Origin of the sequence: Paraburkholderia sp. FT54 (genome assembly GCF_031585635.1) — a bacterium.
GTDB lineage: Bacteria > Pseudomonadota > Gammaproteobacteria > Burkholderiales > Burkholderiaceae > Paraburkholderia.
The window spans coordinates 501,914-514,484 of record NZ_CP134195.1 but is presented as its reverse complement, the minus strand read 5'-3'; the positions used below and the strand labels follow the sequence as shown (position 1 = coordinate 514,484).

The 12,571-nt window shown below is 57.0% G+C and carries 6 protein-coding genes; 3 read left to right on the top strand and 3 right to left on the bottom strand.

Annotated features, from left to right (window positions below; all coding sequences use genetic code 11):
- Positions 1–281 precede the first annotated feature (281 nt).
- Positions 282–1,478: a Druantia anti-phage system protein DruA gene (locus RI103_RS02410; protein ID WP_310813848.1), complete on the bottom strand. Its 1,197-nt coding sequence runs from the start codon at positions 1,476–1,478 to the stop codon at positions 282–284.
- A gap of 282 nt (positions 1,479–1,760) precedes the next feature.
- Positions 1,761–1,997: a hypothetical protein gene (locus RI103_RS02405; protein ID WP_310813847.1), complete on the bottom strand. Its 237-nt coding sequence runs from the start codon at positions 1,995–1,997 to the stop codon at positions 1,761–1,763.
- A gap of 420 nt (positions 1,998–2,417) precedes the next feature.
- Between RI103_RS02405 and RI103_RS02400 the strand changes: the two genes are divergently transcribed.
- Positions 2,418–4,142, top strand: coding sequence for a DUF262 domain-containing HNH endonuclease family protein (locus RI103_RS02400; RefSeq protein ID WP_310813846.1), 1,725 nt, complete (start codon positions 2,418–2,420; stop codon positions 4,140–4,142).
- A gap of 127 nt (positions 4,143–4,269) precedes the next feature.
- Positions 4,270–5,121, top strand: a complete 852-nt coding sequence (locus tag RI103_RS02395) for a hypothetical protein (protein ID WP_310813845.1) — start codon at positions 4,270–4,272, stop codon at positions 5,119–5,121.
- 247 nt (positions 5,122–5,368) lie between these two features.
- On the opposite strand, the gene RI103_RS02390 is transcribed toward RI103_RS02395, so the two are convergent.
- A complete protein-coding gene (locus RI103_RS02390) occupies positions 5,369–5,953 on the bottom strand; it encodes a GIY-YIG nuclease family protein (RefSeq protein ID WP_310813844.1) in 585 nt (194 codons plus the stop codon).
- A gap of 510 nt (positions 5,954–6,463) precedes the next feature.
- On the opposite strand from RI103_RS02390, the gene RI103_RS02385 reads away from it, so the two are divergent.
- Complete coding sequence (locus RI103_RS02385; protein ID WP_310813843.1) at positions 6,464–12,394, top strand: DUF3320 domain-containing protein; 5,931 nt, start codon at positions 6,464–6,466, stop codon at positions 12,392–12,394.
- The last annotated feature ends 177 nt before the right edge of the window (positions 12,395–12,571 follow it).

Below are 12,571 nucleotides of genomic sequence, written 5' to 3'. Positions count from 1 at the left end.
CCGGCTGCCGTGGTCCAGATGTGCTGCGTACTGAGTCTCCGTTCTGTATATCGATTGGAACGAGAGCTCACAATCTTCCCGCGCAACGTTATGCGCAAAATGGGCTACCCGCTTTGGTCCGTCTCTCAGATGAACCGTCTCAAAGCATATTGGACAGATAAACGCGCCAAAAGGAATGGCTCGCGCTTTTGAAGCGCTAACGAGCTTACGCGTCCAGCTATCGAGCGCGGCGTCCAATTGCAGCTCCCCGGAGGTCTCTCAGGTTTCGAGGTGCCCTTTTTCTATGCGGCCCTCGCGCTTATATCCGTTTGCCTCTGCCGGTATGAGGCTTTGATTAGCTCTGGCAGTTGGGCAGCGTCCCAAGCAAGGTATTCCGGCCGAGTGGCTGCTCGACGTGTCAGCCATCTTTCGATGGCAAGCGCTCCGACTTCGTCAACGGATAACAACCGCTTGATATCAGGCCGTCCCTTGCCACTGCAAAGTATTTTAGTCGCGTTGTCCGCCAAAAGCGATATGAATACCTCACGCTGGATGCCGTGCTTCAATAGGTCACCTTTGAAACCCAGCGCTTTCAGCGCGCTGCGCAACGTTCTGATTCTCCAATTCGGCCCTTGTCCGAAAGCATGCATATCCGGTGACGCATCACCGGAATGGCGCAGGTAGTCGCGCATATCGGCAAAAAGGGAGTCCGGAACGTGGAAATGCCCCCAACCACCGCTGAAACCGACGCTCTGAAAGTACGTTACGCCGTCCAGCTTCAGGCGGTTGTATATCGAGGAGCGCCCCATAGACGACGACGTTGTCACTGCGAGGAGGCGGGCGCCCTTCTGTTCGCCAGAAATGATGCCTTTTGCATTTCCGTAATTGTTTTGAAAGTCGCTATAGACGTCTGTGCTGCGGATGAGGCAGGCAATCATCTTGCCGCCAAGCAACATGTTATATGGCGGCACGGCGCCGAGGACGTATGCGTCCATCAAATTGACGAGCCTCGCGGCCCGGTCATCTCCCGACCACCCGATGCAGTTGTCCCGGACAGATAGGTTGAAGACCGGGTCTCCAATCGCGAAGATACCTATTAGCTTGTCATTCGAGTCGTCCCAAACGAGATAGCGCAGGCGGCGCCCAAATCCGTTTGACACCGGCACTGACCACGTCAGGGTCGCGAGTCTGAATAGGTCGCCCTGCCACGTGCGGCTATCTACGCGTTCAATCCTTACGCGAATTCCCGCGGGGTCAACTTGAGTGCCGGACGCGAAGTGCTGCTGTAACGACGGCATCTTTAAGGAGATAAATTCGCGCTGAGAATTCAAGATGGCCGCGCGCTGAGGCGCATGGAGCTGCCTAACGGTCTCTTTCCCGACATCCTGCAAGACGAGATTGCCGTTCTGCGAGCGCGTGTATCCGAGAGATGACAGGTGTCGGCGCAACCTGCGTTTGAGTTGTGCCTCTCTTAAATTCAACTCGAGCAATTTAGTCATTGTGCTGTCGGCAGGAATCTATCAGCGGTTTTCGTGGGCGAGCTGACCGGCGCTAACACATTGGCATCTGGCAATGCGCGCGCCCGGTGCCCTTGCCTCCAGGCGAAGGCCGAGAAATCTCGCTATTGTAATAGTCGGCGCCAACGAACAACCCACGCACCGTCAAAAGAAGCCAAGGCGGGGCAGCAGCTCATCGAGGTCGTCTCAAACCAGAAGTGCGCGTTTTGACGGGGGCGGGGACACCGGACACCGGTCGAACCGCCGGCAAATCCGAAGGCAGCACTACCTTGTCGCTAGATGTTTCAGCAAGGCAAGGGTTCGAATCCTAGCACCCGGAAGAAACGTGTGCCAAAGCCCTTCGACGTCATTGTCGGCTTCATTTAGCACCGACAGCTCGCGCGCAACCAGGACGGCATTCTGAAAGTCGGCCAGATTAACCTTGCCGGCAAGCGTGGCTTGAATCTGCACGCAACGGGGCTCGTCCGGCGTATTTGCCGACTCTACAATGATATCATGCATTTGGCCCCAAATCGGCTCTGCCGATTTTGCTCTCTCGATTCTGATTTTGCTGCCGACCACCCAGATTCAAACGGCCGAACAGGCCAACAAATCGCCGGCTAGTTGCCGGCTATCCCGGCGGCCCTGATTCTGGTGAGCACACCGCGCGACGGAAATACCGGCCAAATCTTCCCAATATCGGCGTGGGTTCCAGCGGCTCTGCCCTAGACCATCGCGAAGAGCCTGTTCTTAGTCCCACCACTCTTCCGACGGTGCAAGCGTGTGCGGGTTCTACCACTGCAGACGAACCTCCGCCCCGAACGTGGGTGAGCCAACTGCTACGGCCGGAGTTAGCTAGTTTGCGTTTTCCGGTCGCGGTGTCAAAATGCACCGCACTACGTTCGTGCAGTACGGGTTATTAAATATATCTGCGGGGTTGGAATGAGCGGGCAGTCATCGACAGGCAACATCGACAGCGGCAAGGTCATTTTGCGAGAGGTTTTTGAAAAGTTCTGGTTCACCGTCCCGGACTATCAGCGGGCCTATGTTTGGGGCAAAGACGAAGTCGACGAACTGGTCGACGACATTGCATACGCCGCAGACCACAATGAAAGCGGCCAATATTTCCTTGGCTCGATGGTCCTTCAGCGTAAGTCCGAGACGTTCGATTTTCAAGGAACGAAGGTTACGTTCGACAATTCTTACGACCTCCTTGATGGTCAGCAGCGCCTGACCACGCTGTTCCTCCTACTTGCAGTTATCCGAGACAAGACAACCGAAGACGACATTAAGAGCACGTGCCAGAGCATGCTCGCCCAAAAAGAGAGCAAGGCAAGGAAGACTCCAGGACGCACCCGCCTGCTCTACAAGATTCGCGACGACGTCGAGGACTTCATTCGCGACTACGTGGCGGTCCCGAACGGTACGTTAGAGGTCGAGGCATTGCGAGAGCGTTGCAAAAGCGACGTCTTGTCCTTGTCCAGTATGGCCAAGAACCTCGGAACGCTTGACGAAAAATTGTCTACCTGGAGCCACGGACAACTTGACCAGTTCGCAATATATCTAATGAACCAGGTTGTCATGATTTACGTCGCCTCCGACGACCTCGATGATGCGTTCCGGTTGTTCACCATCCTGAATGACCGAGGCATACCTCTAAGCAATAGCGACATCCTGAAGGCACAGAACCTCGGTGCAATTCGAGATGGGAAGGAGAAGGCGAAATATGCACGGTTCTGGGAGCAGACAGAAGGCGAGTTTGGGCGGGATGAATTCGACCGTTTCTTATCTTTCATTCGCACGGTCCTTGTTCAAGACAAGGCGCGAGAGGGGCTGCTCAAGGAGTTTGACGAGCGAATCTACAAGGCCGACCCGCCCCTCCTGACGCGAGGAGTCGAAACAATGGAGCTTGTTCGTGACTACAAGAACGCATACAACTCGTTGATTTTGTTCAATCCGTTGCCGGAGGACTTGGGCATTGAGTTCCGCAACCGCATTACGGTAATGTTGTCCGGTCTTCCGAGCACGGACTGGGTACCGCCTGTTTTACAGTGGTATCGGAAATTCGGGACAAACGGTCTCAATGAGTTCCTGCTCTTGCTTGAGAATAAGTTTTCCGCCGATTGGGTTCTGCAACTGACGCCAACCTTTCGCATTCAGAATATGAGCGAGATACTCAGAGCGACAACGAGTGCGAAATCGGTCGAGGAGGTCTTGCGACATCCGACAATCTTTTCCTATCAGAAGAGCGAGCTTCAACGGCTGGTCCAGGAAGACGTGTATTCACGTCGCTACGCAAAGTACCTGCTACTGCGACTCGAGCTGCTGAAGCACGACCATTCTGCTATCTTCAACGGATTTGACTATATAAGCATCGAGCATGTCTGCCCCCAGAATCCAGGCGTTGGAAGCAAATGGAGAGATATGTTCCCGGGGGACATCCACGCGAATTGGGTCGACAAGCTCGGCAACCTAGTGCTTTTGAGCAGACGGAAGAATTCTTCTCTGAGTAACCTGGAATTCTTGGAGAAGAAGAAGCGCTACTTCGAAGGAAGTCTAGTGTCGTTTCCCAACTCGCTTAGGGTGATGCTGCTGTCCGAATTCGATGTACAAGCGGTGTCGCACCGGCACACAGAGGTCACGTCGGCTCTTCTGGCATCGTACTAACCGTGCCGGAATAGCAACGCGAGCGATGTGGCGCACTTCGGCCACACACAGCCCACCAAACCGGGACACTTCCCGCCGCCCGAAATCTGCGGGAAGCACGCCGATACCCAATTCTATTCGCGAATCAATGAGCCTGAATTTCCACGCAAACGTAATTGCAGACCTGCAAATTGTCGGGCTGTCGGGCGAACGCGGTCTTGGCATCAACTCTCTCAAATTTAGCTGTCTCCTGACCGTGGCCAACAGTGTACAGGGCGAACCGCACATTTACATCGATTCGCTTCGTGCAACCGTTGCAGTACGCATTCCGAATGGCACGATTCGATATGTGGGAACAGCTGAATTCGAATTTCCGCTCATCCTGCGTCGCCTGCCATATGCGGGTCGCACAACATCCCTTCTGCGGCTCGACCTCAGCGAATCTCAGTTACTTGCGCTGGACGAGATACGCGGCGCTGGCGGACTCACGTTTGAGGTAAAGATTGTAGGGGTCGCACACTCGCCGCAAGATAACCACGTAACGCAGGACACAATAGGGTATGCCGTCAACGTAGCTCAATGGACAGACTTGATGAGTCAGCTTGAATTCTCAGACGCGTTTGCCGTTGGAGTTGAGCTCCCGGTGAATGCGTCGAGCTACTTTGCCCCGTCGGTGAACTTGTTGCGAGTTGCTCGGCGCCACCTAGCGGCCGGCGAATACGATAGCGCGGTCAGCGCTTGTCGGCAGGCTTTGGACAGTCTCGGCGCCTCGGTAGAACCTCGCGAGACAGTAGTCTCGTCGCGCGCTGCCAACGTGGGCCGGCCACGAGATAAATCGAAGCTCCAAAGAGCTCTCGCCATCTTCGATTCCGTGCGACATTACACAAACCTTGCTCATCACGTCGACGAACAAGGACGACCGGAAGTGTACAGCCGTCGGGATGCGGCAATGATTTTGACGACGGCGTGTTCCTTGGTAGCATCTGCGATGGAATGGTAACCGTCTGGCATGTTTGCGCTATTTGAACCTCGGAGCAACTTCAGTCTCGTGGAACAGGCGACTTTATCGTAGCAACAGGTTGCCGGCCATCCTTCGCCCAGGAGACTCCGGGTCCGTACGCGTTTCACCCGTTGGGACAGCGTCGCTCAGCGTACGTCGGGACGTTGCTGGAGCAGGAAGGCAAGTCCTACTCAGAGCACAGGCTTGTACGCGTCGAACGCCTGACACCGCTATCAGGCATCGGTGGCTACGTGTCGGGCACCGCCAAGCCCGAGAATCCTCTCAAACCAGACCCGCCCTGTCTGACATGCCGATATCCGAGAGCCTTCAGGCTCTGGACCATCGCCTTCATCGAAGCCGGCTCCGGAATGTCTTGTGGGCGGGAGAGGAGCCAATACTGATGTAATCGGCTGCTTGACGTGAATCTTACGTTTGACTCTTCAAGCGAGCGAACCCAATTGAAAAAATAGTCGCAAGATGCGACGACAATATGCTCAGTATCGCGGGCCGTCGCTGCTGCGCTGGCACCTCTCTCGAATGAAATTTTCGGGCCGGCAACATGTTGAATAGCTGCCACGGCTTCGCCGACATCGCACCGAAAGAACTCTCTCTCCACCTGACACCAAGATAGTCGTCTGTGGACGGTTGTCTCGAAGCGCGTGTGGTCGAACGTCAACGCCTCGTATGCGACATCGAACTTTCCGATTACTCCAGTCGTTGAAAGCTGTGCGGCGCGGACCGCGGGAAGGAGCTGCGTGCGCCCCACTTTTACGACAGCAGGAAAGGCAGGGTTGTGCATCACGTACAGCCACCCTTCATCGTCTCGCAGCATAGCCTCAGGCTTCATCGCGGCGCCCCCTTTCAGATATTGGAACGATAGTGACTGTATGGCGTGCGGAGTATCCGCAATTTCATGCGTTAACAGCGCCGGTCTTTATTGGCATCATGAGATGAGATGCGAGTCGACTGTCAAGGTGTCCTAGGACACCTTGACAGTGGCTGAGGCTGAAATTTTTGGACCGCAGGGGGCGACCTATGGACCACGGCTCTTTGACCCGTACGACCGAACTCGAATCGCCATGGCGCCAAGCTTCAGCGTGGCTATGCAGAGGTTCAGTCGGTTTCCTAGGATGACGGTAAAAAAGGCGTAATATTTCGGCCGAACCTAGCGAATGCACAAAAAAGAGATTTCCACGCAATTCGCATTTGCAAGAAGAGAATAAACTCCTTGCGAAAGAATCAAAGGTAATAGCGCAATCAATATCATGGTTCAACCTGGACGACGTCGCCCACAGTAATGGCGCTTCGGTTGAACCCAGTACGAATAATGAGGAACGGGGTGATGACGCAGGGACAGGCAGACGACGCTGAGGATTTGACGACCGACACCGACGTGAAGCTACCGAGCGTTCAGGTTATTGCCGACCTGACGATAGGGTATGCGGCGATTCAGAACAACGTTCCGGTCATCCGTGAAATTTTGGTCACGAACGATGGGGAGTCGACACTCTCCGATGTCGAACTGCTCGTCAAATGTGTGCCGGCTTTTGCCGAGAGCGCACGTTTCCGTTTCGAGGCACTGGCGCCTGGCGAGAGCCGCCGTCTGGCACCTGTCGACCTGCGTCCTGACCACCAGTATTTCAGCCAGCTCGATGAGTCTGAGCGTGCCGTTATCACGGCATCGTTGCGTATTCAGGAAACTGAACTCGTAACGGCATTGCACAACATTGATGTTCTAGCCTACGACCAGTGGGCCGGCGCGCGGTCTTTACCCGAACTGCTGGCCGCGTTTTGCATGCCGAACTCGCGGGTCGTAGACAAGCTTCTCGCTCGAGCCTCCGGGTTGCTGCGCCAGACGTCGACCGACCTGTCCATGGACGGATATCAGTCCAAGAATCGCGAGAAGGTCTGGAAGCAGGCATCGGCTATCTACAGCACGATAGTTGCCGAGGACATCCAATACTCCAATCCGCCGGCATCGTTCGGAAATGACGGCCAGAAAATCCGGACGCCAGAACGCATCCTGGATGGCAAGCTTGCGACCTGCCTGGACCTCGCCATGCTGTTCGCGTCTTGCCTGGAGCAGGCCGGTCTGCACCCTGTTGTGTTGTTCAAGGAAGGCCATGCCTGGGTTGGCGTTTGGCTGATAGAGACCAGCTTTCCGACTGCATTGGTGGACGATGTTCAGGCAGTTCGTAAGCGGGTGAAATCCGGCGAGTTCATGGTCTTCGAGACCACCGGCGTGGCGGGCGGTCAGAAACCGTCCCTTCGCTGGGCCTGCACTCGTGGCGAGGAACACCTGAACGACGAAGCCGGGTTCGCGTATGCCGTAGATGTCCGGCGCGCACGCGAAGTCCAGATTCGCCCCCTCCCATCCCGTTCGTCGCAGGTCGATGAGCAGAATGTCCCGATTGCCAAGGCCGAAACACCCGTCATCGAGGACGTGCCGCAGCTGCCGCCGCTGGACCCGGTCGTCATACCGCTGCGTGACGATGTAACACCTGAAACACCAGAAGGACGCCTGGCGAAATGGAAGAGCAAGCTGCTCGACTTGACGCTCCGAAACAAGCTCCTGAATTTCAAGCCGACCAAATCCACGCTGCGCGTCATTTGCCCTGACCCGGGTGCGCTGGAAGACCGGCTTGCGGATGGAAACGAATTCCGCGTCCGTGCGAAGCCGAAGATGATGTCCGGCTCGGATGGTCGCGATGCCAATGTGTACGCCGGCCGAAACGGTACGGCGGCAATGGATGACTTGGCGACCGACGCGCTTGGCCGGAACGAAATCGTCACGGACATCGAGGAGGAAGCTCTGGAAGGCAGGCTTCTCGAGATATTCCGAGCGGCCAGCACGGGAATGGAGGAAGGCGGCGCCAATACGCTGTTTCTGGCTTTTGGGATGCTGGAATGGCGGGAGAGCAAGGATGCCGAATCCAGCCATCTGGCTCCGATTCTGCTTATCCCCGTTACGCTGTCCCGCCAGTCCGTCCGGAGTGGTTTCCGCCTGGTTCGTCACGATGACGACGCACTCGTGAACCCGACGCTGCTGCAAAAGCTGCAGCAGGATTTCAGCCTGAAGCCGCCGTCGTTCGACGTTTTGCCAACCGATGACCGTGGCATCGACGTCAACCGGATTCTGCAGACCTTCCGGCTGCATGTCGGCGAGCTGAAGGGATGGGAAGTCAAGGAGCAGGTCCATCTGGGTATCTTCTCGTTCACGAAGTACCTGATGTGGAAGGACCTCCAGGACCGTCAGAAGCAGCTCCAGGAAAACAGTGTCGTTGCCCATCTGATTAACAATCCCGGTAAGGCATTTGCTGACAGCGCGACGGGCTTCGAGCCCAGCACCCTGGACGAGAAGTTCCGGCCTCAAGACCTGTTCACGCCGTTGCTGTCGGACTCGTCACAGTTGCGTGCCGTATGCGTCGCCGCTGAAGGCAAGAATCTTGTCATCGAAGGCCCACCTGGGACGGGTAAGAGCCAGACTATCTCGAACCTGATTGCCCATATGTTGGCCACCGGGAAGACAGTGTTATTCGTCTCGGAGAAGATGGCTGCGCTGGAGGTGGTGCATCGCCGGCTTAGCAGTCTTGGCCTGGGGCCATTTTGTCTCGAGCTGCATTCGTCCAAGGCAAAGAAAGCGGATGTCCTGAAACAGCTAGGCGTAGCACTTGATGCCGCCGGTGCACGCACGGTGAAGGACTGGGAGAGAGAGTCCGAACGACTCCTGACGCTCCGCACTGACCTCAATGGGGTCGCGCGTGCGCTGCATCGCACCTATCCAAATGACCTGACCGTTTACGAGGCCATCGGAACCAGCCTGCAGCATGCGGAAATGCGGCCTGGCGCGATGCCGTGGGCCGATGCAGATGTACATAACCGCGCCCAGCTCGAGGCACTGCGTGAGACCTCCCGCCAGATGGGCGCTCTGGCCGGCCAGTTAACCGGTTTGCAGAACCATCCTCTGGCAGTCGTCCACAAAACCGAATGGATGCCGTCCTGGCAGCAAGAGTTTCTCGACGCGGTTTCGGCGTTTGAAGCCCAAATCAAAAAGCTGGATGAGGCTGCATCGAACCTGCTAAACCAGCTGGGCCTTCCCAAAGTTGCTTTCTCCCTGAATGGGCTGGGCAAATTCGATGTACTAGCCGACGTGCTTTCCGCCGCGCCCACCGTTCCGGTCGAGGTTGCCCGGTCGGCGCATGACGAGTCCGCTCGCAACCGACTTGCCAACCTTCGGCAGCATGGTCTTGCGCGCAATCAGGCATGGGAGCCGCTGAGCAAACACTACGTGGACGACGTCGCGACCCTGAATGCGTCTGAGCTGAAGCTACAGTGGGCGGCGGCAACCGATACCTGGTGGCCGAAGAGCCTGTTTGCTCAACGCGCGGTTACCGGACGATTGCGTCTGTATCGACAGGACCAGCGTCGCCCACAAGGTGGGGATGTTCCGGCCGTCATTACGGCATTGACCGCCGTCAATGCCGAGGACAAGGTCATCGAGTCTATGTCTCATGATGCGTCGCAACTGCTGCATGAAGCGTTCGCTGCGTCGAAGACGGACTGGAGCACCGTCGAGTCGGTCGAGCGGTGGGCGACTTCGTTCGCGGACGCGGTAACGGCAATTGCGGGCAACGACATCGAGTTGGCCCAGACGCTCCGCGCAAAGCTGCAGCCATTTGTTTCCGACAATCGGAGGATGCTGAAGGCTGACATGCCTCTTGGCTCCAGTTTGTTGTCGTACCGCGATTGCTATCGGGACGTCATGAATCAACTCCGCCGGGTCATTGAGCTTGGACACTGTCAAGCTGACCTCGGACTTGACCCGACTGCCGCCAGCGTGATTCCTCGGCTGTTGAGCTTGCTTCAAGGATGGCAATCTGCTTCGCGACAGCTGCAGCCGTGGTGCCTGTGGCGGAAATCCCGAGCCAATGCAATCAGCAGCGGGTTGCAGGGTATTGTGGATGCACTGGAGGTCGGCGAGGCGCCATTGTCCACTGTGGCGACCTTCTTTGAATACAGCTACCAGAGCTGGTGGCTGCGGAAGGCGATTGACCGGGAGCCGGTGCTCTGCAACTTCTCGAGTGCCGAGCATGACCGCAAGATTGCTGAGTTCAAGGAGGCCGACGAGCGTTTTCAGAAGCTGACCCAGCAATATATTGCGGCCAAACTGGCGGGCCAGATTCCGGCGAGCGTCGAGGTTGTGCCTGGTGCTGATTCTGAACTGGGGAAGCTGCGGCGCGAATTGCAGAAGCAGCGCAAGCACATGCCGATTCGGCAGTTGGTGCAAAGCCTGCCGAGCCTAATGACCCGGCTGAAGCCATGCCTGCTGATGTCACCTTTGTCGGTCGCCCAGTATCTGGACGCGTCGCACGCCCAGTTCGATGTGGTCATCTTCGACGAGGCTTCCCAGATTCCGGTGTGGGACGCCGTGGGCGCCATCGCTCGCGGCAAGCAACTTATCTGCGTCGGCGACCCGAAGCAACTGCCGCCGACCAGCTTCTTCTCTCGGTCGGATGACTCGGAAGATGGAGTGGATAGCGACGACGTTCAGGACCTGGAGAGTATCCTGGACGAATGTCTCAGTATCGGCCTGCCTGAACTGCGCTTGAACTGGCACTACCGAAGCAAGCATGAAGGGCTGATTACCTTCAGCAATGTCACGTACTACGACAACGCATTGGTCACGTTCCCGTCGCCGGTGACAGACGACCAGAGCGTGCGTTTTGAACGCGTACAGGGTGTCTACGACCGCGGCGGCTCGCGTACCAATCGGGCGGAAGCCGATGCCATCGTCAAGGCGATTGAGCGGCACTATCTGGACTCGGCGAAGCGGAATCTGACGCTCGGTGTAGTGACCTTCAATCAGGCGCAGCAAAGCCTGATTGAGCGGATGCTGGATGAACGCCGCCGGGTATCTCAGCAGCTGGACCAGGCTATTGCGCAGGCGGCGCAGGAGCCGCTGTTCATCAAGAACCTGGAAAACGTCCAGGGGGATGAGCGGGACATCATCTTCTTCTCCATAACATATGGCCCGGATGCATCGGGCAAGGTCAGTCTCAACTTCGGGCCGTTGAACCTGGAAGGTGGCCATCGGCGTCTCAACGTGGCCGTATCGCGTGCCCGTGTCGGCGTCGTGATTTTTAGCACGCTGTTGCCCGAGCAGATTGACCTGTCGCGTGTCAGGGCAGCCGGCGTGCGAGACCTCAAGAATTATCTGGAGTTTGCTATTCGCGGTCCGCGGGCCTTGGTTGAGCAAAGCATGCCGACTGGGCGGGAGCCCGATAGCCCGTTCGAGCGGCAGGTGATTTCAGCCCTTCGTGAGAAAGGTTGGACGGTTCACCCTCAGGTCGGCGTGTCCGGGTACCGGATTGATGTTGGCGTGGTCGACCCACGTGCGCCGGGCCGCTATCTGCTCGGCGTCGAATGCGATGGTGCCATGTATCACTCCGGCGCGACGGCGCGCGACCGTGACCGACTCCGTCAGCATGTCCTCGAAGGGCTGGGCTGGGAGCTGTATCGCATCTGGTCCACTGACTGGTGGCTGAATCCAGAAGAGCCAATGCGAAAGCTTGTCGCGCGGCTGGAGAAATTGGTAGAGACGGTGCCAACGGAGGATGAGCCGGTTGTTGAGTTGCCAGAAGAGACTGCACACGAGGAAGAGTCGCATGCCTTGTATGCTGAAGCCGAATCGGTCGTCGAGTCGATTGCGCCTGCCATTCAGTTGCCCGAATACCAACTGACCAGCTTGGACAAAGGCAACCCAGACCTCTTCTACGAGAGCCGCTCAATGTCGACTTTGGCCGGTCAGTTGCTCAAGGTAATCGAAACGGAAGGACCGGTATCGCAGGCGATAACGCTCAAGCGCGTGACGCGGGCTTGGGGGTTGTCCAGAGTTGGTAGTCGCATCGAGGCTCATTTGAGTGCATTGTTGCCCCGGCAGGCGACCCGTACGACGGACAACGACATCACTTTTTATTGGCCAGAGCATGCAAACCCGAGCACTTGGGAAGGTACACGGGTGCCAGGAAGTGACCCCGAAACGCGCCGCAGTATCGACGAGATTAGCCTCGAAGAATTAGGCAATGCGGCCGTGTACATCCTGATGCAACAAGGTGGCACGTCGCAAGATGGACTGACAAAAGCGGTTTGCCGACTACTCGGTGTGGCTAGGACAACTGCGGAAGCCGGCATACGGATTTCTCGGGCGCTGACCCACGGACGAGTCCAAGCGACAGTGGCTGTAGAGGACGGTTCAGTTCGTTTGCGGAAATGAGCTAGCGCAGGTTCATGGAACCAAAAATCCAAGAATGCTTTGCATGTTCTGCAATGTGGCTGCCAAGACGACCGCTCTGGCACTTGGGTCGCAGCGATTTCAAGATGGCATCAAGGTGTGTCGCTCGGGCCGGTGCAGCTATATGAGGCGCGACGTGAGCGACATAGCGTGCGGGGC

Excerpts from the sequence above, each read along its gene's own strand:
- RI103_RS02410 (WP_310813848.1), bottom strand. The coding sequence starts at position 1,478 with ATGACTAAATTGCTCGAGTTGAATTTAAGAGAGGCACAACTCAAACGC.
- RI103_RS02405 (WP_310813847.1), bottom strand. The coding sequence starts at position 1,997 with ATGCATGATATCATTGTAGAGTCGGCAAATACGCCGGACGAGCCCCGT.
- RI103_RS02400 (WP_310813846.1), top strand. The coding sequence starts at position 2,418 with ATGAGCGGGCAGTCATCGACAGGCAACATCGACAGCGGCAAGGTCATT.
- RI103_RS02395 (WP_310813845.1), top strand. The coding sequence starts at position 4,270 with ATGAGCCTGAATTTCCACGCAAACGTAATTGCAGACCTGCAAATTGTC.
- RI103_RS02390 (WP_310813844.1), bottom strand. The coding sequence starts at position 5,953 with ATGCTGCGAGACGATGAAGGGTGGCTGTACGTGATGCACAACCCTGCC.
- RI103_RS02385 (WP_310813843.1), top strand. The coding sequence starts at position 6,464 with ATGACGCAGGGACAGGCAGACGACGCTGAGGATTTGACGACCGACACC.